Source organism: Dyella sp., from assembly GCF_035685885.1.
In the GTDB taxonomy this organism is placed as follows: domain Bacteria; phylum Pseudomonadota; class Gammaproteobacteria; order Xanthomonadales; family Rhodanobacteraceae; genus Dyella.
This window is the reverse complement of sequence record NZ_DASRZX010000084.1, coordinates 11759-30538: the sequence shown is the minus strand read 5'-3', so window position 1 is coordinate 30538 and position 18780 is coordinate 11759. Positions and strand designations below refer to the sequence as shown.

At 63.7% G+C, this 18780-nt stretch carries 16 protein-coding genes and 1 riboswitch; of the genes, 12 read left to right on the top strand and 4 right to left on the bottom strand.

What is annotated here, in order from left to right; translation table 11 throughout:
* Positions 1 to 55: 55 nt before the first annotated feature.
* From VFG49_RS10360 to metF, 3 genes are all read right to left on the bottom strand, one after another.
* Positions 56 to 973, bottom strand: coding sequence for a branched-chain amino acid transaminase (locus VFG49_RS10360; RefSeq protein WP_324860140.1), 918 nt, complete (start codon positions 971 to 973; stop codon positions 56 to 58).
* Between the two features lie 66 nt (positions 974 to 1039).
* Positions 1040 to 1624 carry a DUF4124 domain-containing protein gene (locus VFG49_RS10355; RefSeq protein WP_324860138.1) on the bottom strand — a complete coding sequence of 195 codons (585 nt, stop codon included), beginning with the start codon at positions 1622 to 1624 and terminating at the stop codon, positions 1040 to 1042.
* A gap of 28 nt (positions 1625 to 1652) precedes the next feature.
* Positions 1653 to 2480: a methylenetetrahydrofolate reductase [NAD(P)H] gene (gene metF, locus VFG49_RS10350; protein WP_324860136.1), complete on the bottom strand. Its 828-nt coding sequence runs from the start codon at positions 2478 to 2480 to the stop codon at positions 1653 to 1655.
* Positions 2481 to 2692: 212 nt separating this feature from the next.
* Between metF and ccoN the strand changes: the two genes are divergently transcribed.
* The 10 genes from ccoN (at position 2693) to VFG49_RS10300 (ending at position 11479) form a co-directional block, all read left to right on the top strand.
* Complete coding sequence (ccoN, locus tag VFG49_RS10345; protein WP_324860134.1) at positions 2693 to 4138, top strand: cytochrome-c oxidase, cbb3-type subunit I; 1446 nt, start codon at positions 2693 to 2695, stop codon at positions 4136 to 4138.
* Positions 4139 to 4148: 10 nt separating this feature from the next.
* Positions 4149 to 4790, top strand: coding sequence for a cytochrome-c oxidase, cbb3-type subunit II (gene ccoO / locus VFG49_RS10340; protein ID WP_324860132.1), 642 nt, complete (start codon positions 4149 to 4151; stop codon positions 4788 to 4790).
* 1 nt (position 4791) lies between these two features.
* Complete coding sequence (locus VFG49_RS10335; RefSeq protein WP_324860130.1) at positions 4792 to 4932, top strand: cbb3-type cytochrome c oxidase subunit 3; 141 nt, start codon at positions 4792 to 4794, stop codon at positions 4930 to 4932.
* Positions 4929 to 5861 (top strand): cytochrome-c oxidase, cbb3-type subunit III, encoded by a 933-nt coding sequence (ccoP, locus tag VFG49_RS10330; protein WP_324860129.1) that lies wholly within the window; start codon positions 4929 to 4931, stop codon positions 5859 to 5861. Before VFG49_RS10335 ends, ccoP begins: the two co-directional genes overlap by 4 nt.
* Positions 5862 to 5968: 107 nt before the next feature.
* Positions 5969 to 6160 (top strand): hypothetical protein, encoded by a 192-nt coding sequence (locus VFG49_RS19240; RefSeq protein WP_414649100.1) that lies wholly within the window; start codon positions 5969 to 5971, stop codon positions 6158 to 6160.
* Positions 6157 to 7710 carry a 4Fe-4S dicluster domain-containing protein gene (locus VFG49_RS10320; protein ID WP_324860127.1) on the top strand — a complete coding sequence of 518 codons (1554 nt, stop codon included), beginning with the start codon at positions 6157 to 6159 and terminating at the stop codon, positions 7708 to 7710. Before VFG49_RS19240 ends, VFG49_RS10320 begins: the two co-directional genes overlap by 4 nt.
* Positions 7707 to 8192: a hypothetical protein gene (locus tag VFG49_RS10315; RefSeq protein ID WP_324860126.1), complete on the top strand. Its 486-nt coding sequence runs from the start codon at positions 7707 to 7709 to the stop codon at positions 8190 to 8192. The genes VFG49_RS10320 and VFG49_RS10315 overlap by 4 nt, the downstream gene beginning before the upstream one ends.
* A complete protein-coding gene (locus VFG49_RS10310) occupies positions 8135 to 10600 on the top strand; it encodes a heavy metal translocating P-type ATPase (protein ID WP_414649099.1) in 2466 nt (821 codons plus the stop codon). Before VFG49_RS10315 ends, VFG49_RS10310 begins: the two co-directional genes overlap by 58 nt.
* Positions 10597 to 10770 carry a cbb3-type cytochrome oxidase assembly protein CcoS gene (gene ccoS / locus VFG49_RS10305; protein WP_324860124.1) on the top strand — a complete coding sequence of 58 codons (174 nt, stop codon included), beginning with the start codon at positions 10597 to 10599 and terminating at the stop codon, positions 10768 to 10770. Before VFG49_RS10310 ends, ccoS begins: the two co-directional genes overlap by 4 nt.
* Entirely contained in the window at positions 10763 to 11479 is a 717-nt protein-coding gene (locus VFG49_RS10300) for a sulfite exporter TauE/SafE family protein (RefSeq protein ID WP_324860122.1), read from the top strand. The genes ccoS and VFG49_RS10300 overlap by 8 nt, the downstream gene beginning before the upstream one ends.
* A 112-nt stretch (positions 11480 to 11591) precedes the next feature.
* On the opposite strand, the gene ahcY is transcribed toward VFG49_RS10300, so the two are convergent.
* Positions 11592 to 13025 (bottom strand): adenosylhomocysteinase, encoded by a 1434-nt coding sequence (gene ahcY, locus VFG49_RS10295; RefSeq protein WP_324860119.1) that lies wholly within the window; start codon positions 13023 to 13025, stop codon positions 11592 to 11594.
* A gap of 37 nt (positions 13026 to 13062) precedes the next feature.
* A riboswitch (S-adenosyl-L-homocysteine riboswitch) is annotated at positions 13063 to 13171 on the bottom strand.
* Between the two features lie 135 nt (positions 13172 to 13306).
* Here ahcY and VFG49_RS10290 point away from each other — a divergent pair.
* Together VFG49_RS10290 and ppc are read left to right on the top strand one after the other, a co-directional pair.
* Entirely contained in the window at positions 13307 to 15808 is a 2502-nt protein-coding gene (locus VFG49_RS10290) for a S9 family peptidase (RefSeq protein ID WP_324860117.1), read from the top strand.
* 137 nt (positions 15809 to 15945) lie between these two features.
* Positions 15946 to 18651 carry a phosphoenolpyruvate carboxylase gene (ppc, locus tag VFG49_RS10285; protein WP_324860115.1) on the top strand — a complete coding sequence of 902 codons (2706 nt, stop codon included), beginning with the start codon at positions 15946 to 15948 and terminating at the stop codon, positions 18649 to 18651.
* Positions 18652 to 18780: the final 129 nt, after the last annotated feature.

The following is an 18780-nucleotide window of genomic DNA, read 5'->3' as shown; positions in this document are numbered from 1 at the left end:
ATACGGCTTTCGCGCACTGGGTGCGCTACTACAGATACAGAAAAGCGCGACGCGGTTAGAGCGGTTCCAGCCAGCCCCACTGATCGTTGGTCTTGCCACTGAACAGGCCAAAGAACAGTTCCTGCAGGCGACGGGTTACGCGGCCGGCCCTGCCGCTGCCAATCTGCTTGCCGTCGACCGAACGGATCGGGGTGATTTCCGCAGCCGTGCCGCACATCAGCAGTTCGTCGGCGAGATAGAGATACTCGCGCGGGATGTCGCGCTCGACCACTTCGATGCCGTCTTCGCGCGCCAGGGTCTTCAGTGTGTCGCGGGTAATGCCGGCGAGGATGGACGCGCTGGCCGGAGTGGTGTGAAGCACGCCGTCGAACACCAGGAACAGGTTCTCACCCGCGCCTTCGCTCAGCAGGCCGCTGGCGGCGAGCGCAATGCCTTCGCCGAAACCAAGGCGACGCGCTTCACGTGCGATCAACTGGCCCGACAGATAGTTGCCGCCAGCCTTCGCGCCCGCGGGGATGGTGTTCGGCGCAAAGCGCTGCCAGCTCGACACGCACGCATCAATACCGTTTTCCAGCGCCTCGGGACCGAGATACGGCCCCATTGCCCACGAGGCGACGGCAACGTCGATGGGCGTTTCGGCCGAGAGGCCGAAACCGCCCAAGCCACGGTAGGCCACCGGGCGCAGATAGGCGGCGCTCAGGCCGTTCTTGCGCACCACTTCGCGACACGCAGCGGCCAACTCGTCCTGCGAGTAGGGCAGGGTCATGTCATAGATCTTGGCAGACTGGTACAGACGCTTGAGATGGTCCGTGAGCCGGAAAATCGCCGCACCATCCGGCGTGGCATAACTGCGGATACCCTCGAACACCGACGACCCGTAGTGCAGCGCGTGGGCCATGACGTGCGTGGTCGCTTCCTGCCAAGGCTTGATCACGCCGTTCTGCCAGATCCAATCGGGGTACTGCTGCGCCATGTCGATGCTCCGGGGAAAAAATCGCCACATGATAACCCGGGCGGTCCGCAGGCGGCTTGTGGCTTCTCAGCCGCGCCCTCTCAGCCATAGGCATCCCGAGCGCCTTACCACGTCAAAACGGGTTTCGCGGGAACTTCCGCTGCCGTCGCTGGCCGCGGTCCGGACAACCAGCCCGCGGTCGTCGGTGTTCGGGCTGCCGGTTGGTTCCTGGGAGGAATCCGCTGGCGCGGCGTCTTCCCCATGGCTGGATGGGGCGTCCTCCGTAGCGGGGCCGACATCCAGCAGCGGATGCTGCATCAAGCCTCCCAGCAAACGGATATCCGCCACCACGGCGTCCCGTCCGTAACCGTTCCACAGCATCAGTCCCGCCAGCCGATTCGGATCGCGGCTGGCGAAGGCGTCCACCACGCTCTGGCGCAACTCTGCCACGGTGGCCGCACACAGCATCGGCGGTGGCGAGGCATTCGCTAAAGGCGCCGCCGCGGGCGCCGCCGGTTCGCGGGGCGCGACTGCAGGCGTGGCCTGCAAAGCCGCGCAGGGCTGGTCCGTAAACAGCGGATTGCCGTCCGGGCCGACACAGCGGTGAATGCCGTCCTGCGCCATCAGGCGCAATGGCAAAAGCAGGAGCAGCAGGATGCCCAGGCGAATCATCGGGCGAGCTTACGCCCGCCTGCGTCGCTCAACCGTGCAGCCGGTCCAGAATCGCCCGCGTGGCCTTGGCGCGATTGAGCGTGTAGAAGTGCAGGCCCGGTGCGCCGCCATCGAGTAGTCGGCGGCAAAGCTGCGCGACCACGTCAGCACCCAGATCACGCACCGCCGCGGCGTCGTCGCCATGGGCCTGCATGCGCTTGGTGATCCAGCGGGGAATCTCGGCGCCGCACATATCGGAAAACCGCTTGAGCTGCGCGAAATTCGAGATCGGCATGATGCCCGGCACGATCGGCACATCGACGCCAAGCTTGCGCACGTCGTCGACAAAGCTGAAGTAGGCGTCCGGGTTGAAGAAATACTGCGTGATGGCGCCGTCAGCCCCGGCGTCCACCTTGGCCTTGAAATGGCGCAGATCCGCCATGGCGTCATCTGCCTGGGGATGGATTTCCGGGTAAGCCGCCACTTCAATGTGAAAGTGGTCGCCCGAATGCTCGCGGATGAAGCGGACGAGTTCCGCGGCATAGCGGAAGTCACCCGTGCTGGCCATGCCCGAAGGCAGATCCCCACGCAACGCCACGATGCGTCGGTAGCCTGCCGCCCGGTAGCTGTCCAGCAGCTCGCCCAACTCCGCGCGGGTACCGCCGACGCAGGAAAGATGCGGAGCCACGCTCAGGCCATGGATGCCATGTAGCCGGGCGACCGTTTCGCCGGTGTAACTCAACGTCGAGCCGCCTGCACCAAACGTCACGGACACGTAGTCCGGCGAGTGCTGCTTGAGCAAGGTGGCGGCCTGATCGAGCTGGGCACGCTGCTCTTCGGTCTTGGGCGGAAAGAACTCGAAGCTGATGGGCGGCATCGCAAGGTTCCGGCAGGGGTGTCGCCGAAGTATATATCTCTTTTTCGCGATATAGAGATATCTAGCCTCCACGAGGGCGGAAGTAGGCCATTGCTGAATTTGACCTGCGACAAACCGCACCCCGCCTCAGTTGATCCAGATCAAGCGAGGTGGAAGGGCTGACCACCAGACTTCCCGCGTTCAGTTACTGGTCATGCCTAGGAGTGGGCCTCATGGTGGGCGTCGAGGGGAGTTACAACGACAAGGTCGTACGGCAATTCGCTGTCATGACCGTGGTTTGGGGCGTGGTAGGCATGCTGGTCGGGGTCATCATCGCCGCCCAGCTGTACTGGCCGGGCCTGGGTTTCGAGGTGCCGTGGCTCAGCTACGGTCGTCTGCGTCCGTTGCACACCAATGCGGTGATTTTCGCGTTCGGTGGCTCGGCGCTGTTTGCCACCAGCCTCTACACAGTGCAGCGCACCTGCCATGTGCGGTTGTTGTCGGACAAGCTGGCATCCTTCGTTTTCTGGGGCTGGCAGCTGGTCATTGTGGCCGCCGCGATCACCTTGCCGCTGGGGCTCACCCAGGGCAAGGAATACGCCGAGCTCGAATGGCCGATCGACATCCTGATCACCATCGTCTGGGTGGCTTACTGCGTGCTGTTCTTCGGCACCATCGCCCAACGCAAGGTCAAGCATATCTACGTGGCCAACTGGTTCTATGGCGCGTACATCATCACCATCGCACTGCTGCACATCGTCAACAACCTCGCCATTCCGGCCGGGTGGTTCAAGTCGTACTCGGTCTATTCCGGCTCGGTCGACGCAATGGTGCAGTGGTGGTACGGGCACAACGCCGTGGGCTTTTTCCTGACCACCGCGTTCCTCGGCATGATGTATTACTTCGTGCCCAAGCAGGCTGGCCGCCCGATCTATTCCTATCGCCTGTCGATAGTGCACTTCTGGGCGTTGATCGCCGTCTACATGTGGGCCGGTCCGCACCACCTGCAATACACGGCGCTGCCGGACTGGGCGCAGTCGCTCGGCATGGTGTTCTCGCTCGTGCTGCTTGCCCCGTCGTGGGGTGGTGCGATCAACGGCATCCTCACGTTGTCCGGCGTCTGGTACAAGCTGCGCACCGATCCGATCCTGAAATTCCTCATCGTCTCGCTCTCGTTCTACATGATGAGCACGTTCGAGGGACCGATGATGTCGATCAAGACGGTCAATTCGCTCAGTCACTACACCGACTGGACCATCGGCCACGTGCACTCCGGCGCCATCGGCTGGGTCGCCATGATCTCGATAGGGTCGATCTACGCGATGCTGCCGCGCCTGCTCAACCTGCCGAAAATGTATTCGATCAAGCTGATCGATACGCACTTCTGGATGCATACCATTGGCCTGGTCGTATACATCGCATCCATGTGGATCGCAGGTGTCACCCAGGGCCTGATGTGGCGTGCAACGGATCCAGAGAACGGCACGCTGGTGTACTCGTTCGTCGAGGCACTCAATGCCACCAAGCCGTATTACCTATTCCGACTCGCCGGCGGATTGATCGTGCTGTCCGGCATGCTGGTCATGGGTTGGAACGTTTTCAAGACCTTCCGTATGGCTTCGGCGAGTACTGCGCCGCAGGCAGTCATGCCGCCTGATGCCGCCGATGCGCGTGCCTGAGGGAACAGACATGAGCCATACACACGCAAAAATCGAAAAGAACATTGGCCTGATGGCCATCCTCGTCGCGGTCGCGGTGTCCTTCGGCGGCCTGGCGGAAATCGTGCCCTTGATGTTCCAGGCGGAAACCATCAAGCCGTTGCCCGGCATCAAGCCTTATCCCGCGCTCGAGCTGGCGGGGCGTGACGTGTACATCCGCGAAGGTTGCTACAACTGCCATTCGCAAATGGTGCGCACGCTGCGCTTCGAGACGGAGCGCTACGGTCACTATTCACTGGCCGGCGAGTCGGTCTACGACCACCCGTTCCAGTGGGGTAGCAAACGCACCGGTCCCGATCTGGCGCGCGTAGGCCTGCGAGGCTATTCGGATGACTGGCACCGCGCGCACTTGAATAATCCGCGCGACGTGGTGCCCGAGTCGAACATGCCCGCCTACCCCTGGCTTGCCAAAGCCACGCTGGACGGTGCCGAGGTGACGCAACACATGCGTGCACTCAAGCGCATCGGTGATCCCTATACCGATGCCGACATCTCAGGCGCAGCCGCTGCAGTGGAAGGCAAGACCGAGCTGGATGCGGTGGTTGCCTACCTCAAGAGTCTCGGTACGCATGTCTCGCAAGCCGACATGCAGGTGGCAGAGGGAGGAGAGTGACATGCTCCCCGGAGTGATTACTGCAGTACTGCTGCTGCTCTTTGTCGTCGGTTGCATCTGGCTATGGCTGCCAAGCCACACGCCCGCGTTGGATGCGGCTGCCCACATGCCGCTGGATGATGAAAAGGAGGGGACGGCATGACTTCCGCATGGACGTGGTATGTGTTGGCGCTGACGGTGCTCAACCTGTTCGGTTGTGCATGGCTGCTCAAGGGCAACACCCGGCGCAGCCCCAATGATCCCAAGCCCGATGAAACGGGTCATGTGTGGGATGGCGATCTCACCGAGTACAACAAGCCGCTGCCTCGCTGGTGGATCAACCTGTTCTACATCACCATCGTGTTCGCAGTCGGCTACCTGGTCTGGTACGGCTTGGGCAACATCAAGGGTTACGGGCACTGGAGTTCGAAGTCCGAGTGGGCGATGGACTCCTCTGCCGAAGACGCTAGGCTGGATGACACGCTGAAGCTCTATGCCGGCAAGCCAATTAACGAACTTGCGAAGGAGCCTGCTGCCGTTGCCATCGGCCGCGCCATCTTCATCAATCGTTGCGCGGCTTGTCATGGATCTTCTGGCCACGGCGCGAATGGCTTTCCCGACCTGACAGACGACATCTGGCATTGGGGCGGCACGCCCAACCGGATACTCGAAACGATCCAGAACGGGCGCCAAGCGGTCATGCCGGCGTGGGCCTCGACGCTGACCCAGCAGGGTGGCGCCACGGCTGTGGACGACACGATTGCCTACGTGCTGTCGCTGTCGCGCCCCGGCCAGCCGAAGGATGCCGTTGAACGCGGTGAGAAGCTGTTCGCCGGTATCTGTACCGCGTGCCACGGCCCGCAAGCCAAGGGCAACCAGGTGGTAGGCGCGCCTGACCTGACCGACAGCTATTGGTTGTACGGAAGCAGCGTGGCCTCTTTGCACAAGACCCTCAACGAAGGCCGTCAGGGTGTCATGCCCGCGTGGAAGCCCGAGCTTGGCGATACCCGTACGCGGCTGGTGGGCGCCTATGTCTGGACGCTCTCGCCGCACAAGGATCCGCCGCCTGCGGGTGCCGTGGTCGCCGAATAATGGTCCCCCGAAAATCCCAGCAAACCCGCTCGACGCCGACGCCTGCAACGCAGCGCGTCGGCGCCATCCTCTGGCCAAGTTTCCTTGTGGCTGGCGCGGTCACGACTATGTTCTTCAGTTATGTTGATCCAGAAGCATTGAGGGAAATCACGTTTCCCTCCATTCGGCTGAGCCGCGAGCTGGGTTATTCCCTGGGCTTCTTTCTGTTTTGGCTGGCGACGGCTTCATCCAGCCTGTTCACCTGGATTTTGCTTGGCCGTGATGTGAACGGCGGCTTCCGCGAGGGCAGCGAACCATGAGCCGCCGCATTCCGCTGCATATCGTCGAGGACGAGAACAGCTCCTACTACGTCAGCGAACGGAAGGTATATCCGCGTGATGTAGCTGGCCGGTATAACCGAATGCGCGTAGCCGCGGTGGTCTGGTTGCTGGGCATGTTTTACTTGTTTCCGTGGATGCACTGGAACGGACGGCAGGCCGTGCTGCTGGATCTCCCTGCGCGCAAATTCCATGTCTTCGGCTGGATGTTTCTTCCGCAGGATTTCCTGTTCCTGTCCACCTTGCTGATCATCGCCGCGCTGGCTTTGTTTTTCTTTACCGCGCTGGCCGGTCGCCTCTTTTGTGGATATGCCTGTCCGCAGACCGTGTGGACTGAAGTATCGCTGTGGATCGAGCGCCTGTGCGAGGGCGATCGCAACAAGCGCATGAAGCTCGATGCCGCGCCGTGGAATCAAGAGAAGCTATTGCGCAAGGGGGCACGTCACACTCTTTGGGCGGTGTTCTCACTGTGGACGGGCTTCACCTTCGTGGGCTTCTTCAGTCCCATCGTTGACCTGGCCCAGCGCACACCCTTCGCCTGGGGAGGATGGGAGGCGTTCTGGATCCTGTTCTACGGCTTTGCCACCTGGGGCAATGCGGGCTTCCTGCGGCAGCAGGTATGCAAGTACATGTGCCCCTATGCGCGCTTCCAGAGCGCCATGTTCGATCGCAACACCCTGATCATTGCCTATGACCCGATGCGTGGCGAACCCCGCGGCCCACGCAAGCGTGGTCTCAAGAGTGTGCTGGAACGTACGCGCGGCCTGATCGACAAGATCACGGCATACGACTACGTGTTTCGCGCAAGCCAACATCCTTCGGCGGCGGACAGCCGCGCACACGCCGGTGGCACCATCGCGCTGGCTGGCGCGGGCATCGTTGCGGAGGCGCTGCCAAAGTTCTCCTTCGAGCAACTTGGTGACTGCATTGACTGCACCATCTGCGTACAGGTGTGCCCGGTTGGCATCGATATCCGCAATGGCCTCCAGTACGAATGCATTGCTTGTGGCGCCTGCATAGACGCCTGCGACGATGTCATGGGCAAGGTGGGCTATCCCAGTGGATTGATCCGCTACACCACCCAGAATCAGATCGATGGGAAGCCAACGCGAGTGCTCCGCGCCCGTGTATGGGTGTACGGCGGGTTACTCCTGACGTTTCTTATTGGCTGGATGTATGGCGTTACGCATCGCGGCCACGTGCTGGCCGAAGTGCTGCGCGACCGCAATGCGATGTACAGCCAGTCAAGCGACGGCCATATCGAGAACAGCTACACGATCAAGCTGGTGAACAAGGACCAGCAGACCCGGCACTTCACCATTGATCTGGGCTCTTCCGAACTGCCAGACGTGACGTTGCGTGATGGGCCACGGGTGATTCAGGCCGACAGTGGCGAAGTGGTGTCCGTGCCGGTCACTGTGCGCGCTTCGTCGGAAACCACGGGTCGCCATGGCGTGCAATTCAAGGTGCGGGGCATCGATGTGGATGCCAGCACCACCATCGACAGCAGCTTCTTTGGACCGTTGCCATGAATCAGACGCGTAGTGCCTGGCGAGAACCTGTGGTTTGGATGTTGGTGGGATTGCCGATGGCATCCGTGGCGATTGGGTTTGCGTTGCTGTTTGCGGCGGTGCACCCTGGACGTGAGGACTCAGAGACAGTCGGAAGGGTCACCAAGGTCGGCAAACTGCTGGTGTCGGCCGAGGCGAGTGAACCCGCATCGGAAGTCGATACCGCTGGTCTTGTATTGCGGACCAAGGGCGACATGGTCGAGGCCGTGCCCGTGGATGGCGATTTTCCGCGCGGAGGCAAGCTGATCCTCAAACTCACGTCCGCGGACGCTCCTAACGGCGAACGGACCATCCAGCTGTCGCCCAGCGAACTGGGATGGAGAGGTGTCGGGTCGCTGGATGGCGACCACGACTGGACAGTGCAGTTGTCGCCCGATAATTCGGCGTGGCTGCTGCACGGCCGCTGGACGCGACAGGCTCGTTCCGTCCGCTTGATGCCGTAAACGTGGATTGTGCTGTCGACGTTCCTGGCAGACCGATACTGAAGGGCTGCTACCACTGCGGTGAAACGCTGCCTGCCACACCTGTGTGGTTCGTAGCCAATGGCGGCGAGCAAGCGTTTTGCTGTCATGGGTGCGCCGCGGCGGCGCGATGGATCAATGCTTCGGAACTCGGCGACTACTACCAATTGCGCAGTGCGGCCGGTGCGCGGGTAGATAGCGAGCTTCCTGATTTTGAGAGCTGGGATCGCGAAGACCTGCTGGGCGATCACGCATTCGCTGTATCCGGCGGACTCGAAATCACGGTACTGACGGACGGCATGCGTTGCGCCGCTTGCGCATGGCTGATCGATCGCGCGCTTCAGCGCATGCCAGGGGTTTTCGATTCGGGTGCCAACGCGGTGACGGGCCGCATTCGGATCGGCTGGAACCCTGCCTTGGTGCGCCTGTCGGAAGTGCTTCATCGGCTCGCCCTGCTGGGCTATCGACCTTACCTGGCGAGCGGTTCCGCGCGCGAGCGGGCCGGCGTTGCAGAGCAGCGGCACTGGCTGCTGCGCCTGGGCGTGGCCGGGCTTGGCGCGATGCAGACAATGATGCTGTCCGAAGCGCTTTATCTGGACTTTCACCACCATATGGCATGGGCCACGCGGGACTTCTTCCGCTGGATCACGTTCCTTGTGTGCACGCCCGTGGTCTTCTATGCCGGCTGGCCCTTCCTGTCGGGCTGTTGGCGCGAGCTGCGCGAACGGCATCTTGGCATGGACACCTTGGTTGCCAGTTCCACTGTGTTGGCCTATCTCGCGAGTGCAGTGGAGACCGCCCGGGGTGGCGCGCACGTGTGGTACGACGCGGCGGCAATGTTCGTGTTCCTTCTGTTGTGCGCACGCATGCTGGAGCAGCGGGCGCGGCGGATCGCGAAGGCGCAGGTCGATGCACTCGCGCGTGCGCGCCCGACATTGGCTGTCCGCGAGCGTGCGGATGGCGTACGGGAATCGGTGCCCATCGCGACGTTGCAGGCGGGCGACATTGCCTGCATTGCGGTGGGCGAGGTTGTTCCCGCCGACGGCCAGTTACTCAGTTCGCAGGCGAGCTTCGAGGAAGCATTGTTGACGGGTGAATCGCGGCCGGTGACGCGCTCCCGCGGCGAGGTGGTATATGCGGGCACGGTGTGCAAGGAGACGTCGGCACGCGTCCAGATAACCCAGACCGGCCGTTCGACGCGCCTCTCGCAATTGACCCGCTTGGTGGAGCAGGCGCAGGCGCACCGTCCGCCATTGGCGCGGGCGGCAGACCGCATCGGAAGCTGGTTCGTGGCGTCGCTGTTGCTGGCATCGGTGGCCGTTTACGTGGGATGGCGCCTGTACGATCCCTCGCGCGCTTTCGAAGTCACGCTGTCCCTGCTGGTGGTGAGCTGCCCGTGCGCGCTGTCGTTGGCGGTGCCCGCAGCCCTGGCTGCGACGCACGGTGCATTGGCAAGGCTGGGCGTATTGTCGCTGCGCGCGCAGAGTCTGGATACCTTGGCGCGCGCCACGGATGTCGTGTTCGACAAGACAGGTACGCTGACGCATGTGGAACCCGCGCTGGGCCACGTGCTGACATTCGGCGGCATGGCGCCCGATGATGCCCTGCGGATCGCCGCTGCCCTGGAGCGCGACAGCCGTCATCCGATCGCGAAGGCGTTTGCGGGCGTGGACAGCAGCCTTGTTGCGAACGATGTGCGCCTTCATGGAGGTGAGGGGCTGAGTGGCGATGTGGAAGGCGTGTCCTGGCGTCTTGGTCAGGCGCCCTTTGCCGCAAGTCGGGTCGACGATGGACATCTGTGGCTGGGTGATGGCCGGCAGCCTTTTGCGCGATTTGTTCTGGAAGAGCGCATGCGGGTTGATGCAGGCAGGGCGGTTGAGCAACTGCGTCGTCTTGGCCTGCGCGTTCACCTGGCCAGTGGCGATGCGAAGATCGCCGTAGAGCGGTTGATGAAGCAGTTGGACATTGGGGAAGCGCACGCCAGGCAGTCGTCGGAGGACAAGTTGGCGATGGTTCGTAGCCTGCAGGCGCAGGGACGCATCGTCGCGATGGTGGGCGATGGCCTGAACGATGCGCCAGTGCTTGCCGGTGCCGATGTTTCGATGGCGATGGGCGAGGGCGCGGCGCTGGCACAGCGGGCGGCGGACATGGTGCTGACGGCGCCCAGCCTGTGCAGGATTCCCGCATCCGTGCGACTGGCCAGGTGCACGCAGCGGATCATCCGCCAGAACTTTGGTTGGGCGGTGGGCTATAACCTCCTCGCCTTGCCGCTGGCGATCACTGGCCATGTCACGCCTTCGTTGGCGGCGTTGGGCATGGCGCTGTCTTCCCTGATGGTTACCCTCAACGCGCTGCGCCTGCTGCGTGTTTCCGCCGCGGAGGCTGCATGATCATTCTGCTGATGCTCATACCGCTGAGCCTGATGTTGTTGGCGGCGGCCGTCGGGGCCTTCGTGTGGGCGGTCCGCAAGGGCCAGTTCGATGACATGGATACGCCGGCGATCGACATTCTTCATGAGGAGCCGCCAGCGTCGTCGATCAAGGAGCGGCGTCATGATTAATGGCCTCGCGCTGTCCGCGGTGCTGCTGACCGGCTTGCTCGGCGGTGCGCATTGCGCGGCGATGTGCGGCGGCATCGCGACCGGTTTCTCCGTGCGCTCGCCGCAGATGCACTGGAGCAGCGCGCTGCAGATCAACCTCGGGCGCGTGCTCGGTTACGTGCTGGCTGGCGTATTCGTCGGTGGTATTGGCGATGGTGTGCTGCGTGTGTTCGAACTCGGAGCGCTGGCCACGGGGATGCGCATGGCGGTGGGTGCGGTGCTGGTGGTGATGGCGCTGCGCATGATGGATCGGCGCGGTCGGCTGTCGTTCCTGGCACGGCCGGGTGCGCGTGTCTGGCAATGGTTGCAGCCGCTGCAACGGCGCTTGATGCCTGCGAATACGACGGCGCGTCGTCTTGCCGTCGGCACGCTCTGGGGATGGTTGCCGTGCGGGCTCAGCACCACGGTGCTGGCGGCGGCGTGGCTTTCGGCGAGTGCTTGGCACGGCGGCCTGATCATGGCGGCGTTTGGCCTGGGTACGTTGCCGATGATGTTTCCGCTGACGTGGTCCGGCGCACGCGTGGGTCGCTGGCTGCAGAAGCCGGGTGCACGACGTGGTGCGGCCTTCTTCGTTCTCGTCGCGGGTATGTTGACGCTGTCGGCACCATGGTTGATGCAGGTGCCGGCGTTGCACGGTGTGCTTGGCGTGCTGGGCTGCGGTCCCGGTTGAGGGGAGCGGGTGCGTGCAGGGCGCCGTCGATGGGGACGCGCCCTGCACGGTCCGTCAGAAAAAAAGGGCCGCCCTGAGGCGGCCCTTTCGTTTGACTCAAGGTCGATGCTGCTCAGTAACGGTAGTGCTCGGGCTTGTACGGACCTTCGACCGGGACGCCGATGTAGTCGGCCTGTTCCTGAGTGAGCTTGGTCAGCTTCACGCCGATCTGCTCCAGGTGCAGGCGAGCCACTTCTTCGTCGAGCTTCTTCGGCAGGCGGTAGACCGTGTTCTCGTACTTGTCCTTGTTCGCCCACAGGTCGAGCTGGGCCAGCGTCTGGTTGGAGAAGCTGTTGGACATCACGAAGCTCGGGTGGCCGTGGGCGCAGCCCAGATTCACCAGTCGGCCTTCGGCCAGCATGTAGATGCTGTGGGCGGTCTTTTCGAACGTGTAGCGATCCACCTGCGGCTTGATGGTTTCGCGCGACACGCCCTTGGCGGTGTTCAAGCGATCCATCTGGATCTCGTTGTCGAAGTGGCCGATGTTGCACACCAGCGCATTGTTCTTCATCGCCGCCATGTGCTCCAGCGTGATGATGTCCTTGTTGCCGGTGGTGGTGACGTAGATGTCGCCGATGCCCAGCGTGTCTTCGATGGTGGTTACCTGGAAGCCTTCCATCGCGGCCTGCAGGGCATTGATCGGGTCGATCTCGGTCACGATCACGCGTGCGCCAAAGCCCTTGAGCGAGTGGGCACAGCCCTTGCCCACGTCACCGTAGCCGCACACCACGGCAACCTTGCCGGCGACCATCAGGTCGGTGGCGCGCTTGATGCCGTCGGCCAGCGATTCGCGGCAGCCGTAGAGGTTGTCGAACTTCGACTTGGTGACCGAGTCGTTGACGTTGATCGCCGGCACCAGCAGCTTGCCGGCTTCGGCGAGCTGATAGAGACGATGCACGCCGGTGGTGGTTTCTTCGGAGACGCCCTTCCACTCGGCGGCGATCTTCTTGAACCAGCCCGGACGCTCGGCGGCGGTGCGCTTGACCAGGTCCTTGATGACCTGCTCTTCGTGGTTGCCGCTGGGCGTGTTGACCCAGTCGCTGCCGTCTTCCAGCTCCACGCCCTTGTGGATGAACAGCGTGGCGTCGCCACCGTCGTCCACGATCAGCTGCGGGCCGAGCTCACCCGGATGGGTCAGCATGTCGAGCGTGCACTCCCAATATTCTTCCAGCGTCTCGCCCTTCCAGGCGAACACCGGCAGGCCGCCGACGGCCAGTGCGGCGGCCACGTCGTCCTGCGTCGAGAAGATATTGCACGAGGCCCAGCGCACTGAGGCACCGAGCTCGCGCAGGGTCTCGGCGAGCACGGCGGTTTCCTTCGTGCAGTGCAGGGAGCCGGAAAGGCGCACGCCCTTCAGCGGCTTGTCCTTGGCGTAGCGGGCGCGGATCTGCATAAGGCCCGGCATTTCCTCTTCCGCCATGCGGATGCGGCGGCGGCCGAGGTCGGCCTGGGAGATGTCACGGACCTTGTAGTCCTGATGGGCGGAATCTTTGGTAACTGCGTTCATGGCGTAGCTCCGGGTGTTGCGACCAGAAGATCGCATCGTGGTCCGGGCGCCGTTACAGAAGAAATCCATCGAGCCTGGCCGAGGCTCGGGGACGGCACAGGTTTGTGCGGTCGCACCGGTCTTCGGTCGCAGCGCCCCTCGACGGGATTGCCGAGTATAGCTTCAGGCACCTGGCCTTGGGTCGGGGCGTGAGCCGCGTGGCCATGGATGAAGCGGGTCTGGCTCATGGTCGCCGAGACGGATAAGGTCGTAGTTTCCTGCGAATGAGGCTTTGTCCCGACATGGCATTCCCACTTCCGCGTCTTGCTCTCGTTGGTTTCCTGCTTGCCGCGCTGCCTTTGGCGACATGGGCGGATACGGCGCCCCCGGCCGCGTCCCTGCCGGCCAGCGGCAGCTACGTTTTGCCGCCCGCACCCTTGCAAGCCCTGGTCGATGCGCCCCGGCCGCCCCAGCTCACCATCAGCCCGCATCGCGACCTGCTCGCGCTGACGCAGACGCCATCGTTGCCAGGCATCGACGTGGTGGCGCAGCCCGAATTGAAGCTGGCCGGGTTGCGCATCCATCCGCGAGTGTTTTCGCAAAGCCGGTTCTCGTTCGGAACCGATCTGTGGCTGATCGATGTCGCTACCGCTAGGGAAATCCGCCTGCAGGGTCTGCCCCAGCCGCTGTCGATCGCCAGTTCGTCGTGGTCGCCGGACCAGCGCTATCTCGCATTCAACCAGGTCGATGCGAAGCAGGGGCGCAATGAGCTGTGGGTCGTGGATGTCGCCGCGCATGCCGCGCACCGCGTGACCACTCTGCCGTTGAACACGGTAGCAGGCCGAGGCTATCGCTGGATGCCCGACAGCACGCAGTTGCTGGTGCAGCTGCAACCCGAAGGGCAGGGCGCGGCGCCGGTGGCCAGCATGATTCCGGATGGACCGAACACGCAGCAGACGCAGGCCGGCAACGGCGTGAAATCGATCCGTACCTATCAGGACATGCTGCGCAACGAGGACGACGCGCGCCTGCTGGAGTACTACCTGCGCTCGCAGTCGGCGCTGGTGGATATGGACGGCAAGGTCACGCCACTGGGCGAGCCGGCACTCACGTTGTCGATCAGCGCGTCGCCGGATGGCCGTTATCTGCTGCGCGAACGCGTGGAGCGACCGTTCTCCTATCTGGTACCGGTGGAGGACTTTCCACGTCGCATCGAAGTGCTCGATCGTGCCGGCAAGCTGGTCAAGGAAATAGCTCATCTTCCCTTGGTGGAAGGCTTGCCCACGGGCAATGATGCCGTGCCCACGGGCGTGCGCGCCATCGACTGGCGCGCGGACACGCCGGCCACCTTGGTGTGGGCCGAAGCGCAGGATCGTGGCGATCCGGCACGAGTGGCCGAAGTGCGTGATCTGGTGCTCATGCAAGCGGCCCCGTTCGACCAGCCTGCCACCACGCTGGCCCGACTGGGCAGTCGTTATGCGGGGGCGTACTGGGGTAACGGCAAGCTCGCGCTGATCGACGAGTTCTGGTGGAAGACGCGCAAGGTGAGGGAGTGGCGTGTGGCGCCGGACGAACCTTCGCAGGTGCCCGCACTGGTGCGTGAGGGCTCGTCGGAAGATCGTTATCGCGATCCCGGCAAGCCGGCGATGATGATTGATGAGCGCGGTGAATCGCGGCTACTGATGGCGGCCGACGGTGAGAGCATCTACCGCCTCGGCGATGGCGCTTCACCCGAAGGCGATCGCCCCTTCGTGGACAAGGTGAGTCTGGGCAACGGCCAGAGCACGCGCCTGTTTCGCTCGCAGGCGCCGTACTACGAAGCGGCGCTGGTGATGCTCGATGGTGCAGGAAAGCGCGCGCTGATATCGCGTGAATCACCCAATGAGCCGACCAATTACTACGTGCGCGACCTGGCAACGAACGGGCATGCGCGGGCGCTCACGCACTTTTCGCATCCGCTGCCCCAGTTGCAGGGCGTGAAGAAGGAGCAGATCCGCTACAAGCGCAAGGACGGCGTGGAGCTCACCGCCACGCTTTACCTGCCGCCCCACTACGATCCGAAGAAAGATGGCCCGCGGCCGATGCTGATGTGGGCGTATCCGGCCGAGTTCAAATCGGCGGACGCGGCCAGCCAGGTCACCGATTCGCCCTATCGCTTCAACCGCATCGGCTACTGGGGTCCGCAGGCATTTCTTGCGATGGGTTATACGGTGCTGGACAACTTTGCGGTGCCGATCGTGGGCGAGGGCAGCAAGGAGCCGAACGACACCTATATTCCGCAGCTGGTAGCCAGTGCCGAGGCGGCGGTGGACGAAGTGGTGCGCCGGGGTGTTGCCGATCGCGAGCACATTGCCGTGGGCGGCCATTCCTACGGTGCATTCATGACGGCCAACCTGCTGGCGCATACGCGCCTGTTCAAGGCGGGCATTGCGCGCAGCGGAGCCTACAACCGCACGCTCACGCCGTTCGGCTTCCAGTCGGAGGAGCGCAACTACTGGCAGGCGCAAGACGTCTACCTCGCCATGTCGCCGTTCAATTACGCCGGCAATATCAAGGATGCGTTGCTGATGATCCACGGCGAACAGGACAACAACTCGGGCACCTTCCCGATCCAGAGCGAGCGCCTTTATGCGGCGATTAAGGGGCTCGGTGGCACGGCGCGACTGGTGATGCTGCCGAACGAGGCGCATGCCTATCGTGCGCGCGAATCCATCATGCAGATGCTGGCCGAGAGCAATGCATGGCTGGAGCGCTACGTGAAGCAGGCGCAACCCGTGGAACGAGCCGCTACGGCAACGCACTGAGCGAATTGGTTGCAGATGAAAGCGGGGGCGCCTAGCGCACCCGCATGCGTCGATGCCGGCGAAAGCTTTTGTGGCAGTGCACAAATCACGTTCGCTCGGGTAGTCTTGGACGTCCAGACATCCACACCGTGGCATCGATGAACCAGCACCGCAGTCCTGAGTTCGCTCCGCACGATGCGCCCTTGCGCGAAGACGTCCGTCGCCTCGGTGCGCTCGTTGGCAACATGCTGGCCGAACAGATTTCCCCCGCGTTCCTCGACGAGGTCGAGCGCATCCGCATGGCGGCGATCGAACGTCGCCAGGAAAATCTTCCGCTGGACGTGCTCGCAGGACTGCTGACCGGCGTGGAAACGGATCATGCGGAGGCGCTGGCGCGCGCATTCGCCGCGTACTTCCAGGTGGTGAACATCGCCGAGCGCATCCATCGCATCCGCCGTCGTCGCGACTACCAGCGCGAGGGCGGGGCCCCGCAACCCGAATCGCTGCTCGATGCGCTGACGCGCCTGAAGGCGCAGGGCGTGGAGGCTGGCGAGCTGATCGAATGGCTGGAGCGGCTGCAGGTGGAACCGGTGTTCACCGCGCATCCCACGGAAGCAGTGCGTCGCTCGCTGCTGGAGAAGGAGCAATCCATCGTGCGGGCGCTGGTCGACAACTTCGATCCTACGCGCACGCCGCAGGAGCGCAAGGAAGACGACGATCGCATCTTCATGGCATTGAGCGCTGGCTGGCAGACGGCCGAGGCGTCGCCGATCAGTCCCACCGTGCAGGACGAACATCACCACGTCGGCTTCTATCTCGCCAATCCGATCTACCGCATCGCACCGGCGCTGTACGAGTCGCTGGCGGATGCCTTGCAAAGCGTCTACGGCGTGGCCGTGCCGTTGCCCCGGTTGCTGAGCTTCGCCACGTGGGTCGGCGGCGACATGGACGGCAACCCGAACGTGGGCGCGGCCACGATTGCCAACAGCCTTTCCACCCAGCGCGCGCATGTGCTCGAGCATTACGTCGAGGACATTGGCAGCCTGGCGCGATTGCTGAGCCAGACCGAAGACAGGACCGGCGTGGACAGCGAGCTGGCCAAGCGGCTGCTCGATTACCGCGAACGTTTTCCCGAAGCAGCGGCCAAGGTGCGACCGCGCCACGCGGACATGCCTTACCGGAGCCTGCTGACGATCATCCGGGCGCGCCTGGATGCGACGCACGACGACGACCATCCGGAAGGCTATACGTCCGTGGAGGAACTGCTGGACGACCTGCATCTGGTCGCCTCCAGCTTGGTCGACCATCGCGGCCTGCATGCGGGTGCCTATGCCGTGCAGCGCCTGATCTGGCGCGTGCGGACCTTCGGGTTCCACCTGGCGCGGCTCGACGTCCGGCAGGATTCGCGCGTGCACGATGATGCGTTGGCGCTGCTGCTGGAGGATGCCGAGTGGGCGACGCGCGAGGTGGAAGACAAGGCGGAACGCCTGCGTCCCTTCGCGGGAGGCGAGCGTGCGCTGCCGCCCAACGACGACGACACGGTCAAGTCGTTGCGCGATGTCTTCGCGACCTTGCGCGATTCGCGCGATCGTTACGGCGCCGAGGCATTGGGTCTTTACATCATCAGCATGGCCCGCTCGGCGGCGGACGTGCTCGCGGTGCTGGCGCTCGCGCGTTGTGGGGGCCTGGTCGAGCAGGGCGGCGTGCCGCTGGATATCGCGCCGTTGTTCGAAACTGTGGATGACCTTGCCAATGCGCCGGCCACGCTTCGTGCATTGCTTGACGATCCCGTGTACCGCGAGCACCTGGCTTCGCGCGGTGGCCGGCAATGGGTGATGCTGGGCTACTCCGACAGCGGGAAGGATGGCGGCACCCTGGCCTCGCGCTGGGGGTTGCAGCGCGCCCAGGTGGAATTGCTTGAAGTGGCGGCGGAGTCCGGTGTCCGGTTGTCGTTCTTCCATGGTCGCGGCGGATCGGCCAGTCGCGGCGGATCGCGCATCGCGCCGGCGCTGATGTCCTCACCGCGTGGCTCGGTGGCCGGCGTGCTGCGCATCACCGAGCAGGGCGAGGTGATCCACCGCAAATACGGCATCCGCGCGCTCGCCTTGCGCAACCTGGAGCAAACCGTGGGTGCCGTGCTGCGTGCGTCGCTGAGGCCTCGCGTGCAGGAGCAACGGGAAGACCTCTGGCGCGAACGCATGACTGCCCTGGCTGTGCGCAGCCGCAAGCACTACCGCGCATTCGTGGATCGCGAGGGTTTCGTTGACTACTTCCGCAGTGCCACGCCTATCGACGTGATCGAGCGCATGACGCTGGGATCACGTCCTTCGCGTCGCCGCAGCATGCGCGGTGTGCAGGATCTTCGCGCGATTCCCTGGGTGTTCGCGTGGACCCAGTGCCGCTCCATCCTGCCGGGTTGGTATGGTCTGGGTACGGCGCTTGAGGCGGGCGTGGCCGAGTTTGGCGAGGCCGGGATGATCGAGATGGCCAGCGACTGGCCCTTCTTCACCAATGCGCTGGACGACGTGGCGATGGTGTTGGCCAAGAGCGACCTCGATATCGCCGAGGCTTTCTCGCGACTCTCTGGCCCCTTGCACGAGCCGTTCTTCGGCCTCATTCGCGACGAGTTCGAACGCACGCGACATTGGCTGACGCGCCTGAAGCAGAGCGACAGCCTGCTGCAGCACGAGCCGCGGCTCGCGGTATCCATCGGGCTGCGCAATCCCTATGTCGATCCGATGAGCCTGTTGCAGGTGGATCTTCTCAAGCGCTGGCGCGATGGCGGCGAGAGCGACGATGCATTGCTGACGGCACTGGTCGCGTGCGTCAACGGCGTATCGCAGGGTTTGCAGAACACGGGTTGAGTGGGCCTGAGCCGAGGCACTCCTCTGTTGTAGGAGCGCACCCAGTGCGCGAAAACCTGACGGCGCGGCGCTCCCATTGCGCTGCGTTCGCGCACAGGGGTGCGCTCCCACAAAGGATGGGGCACGAAC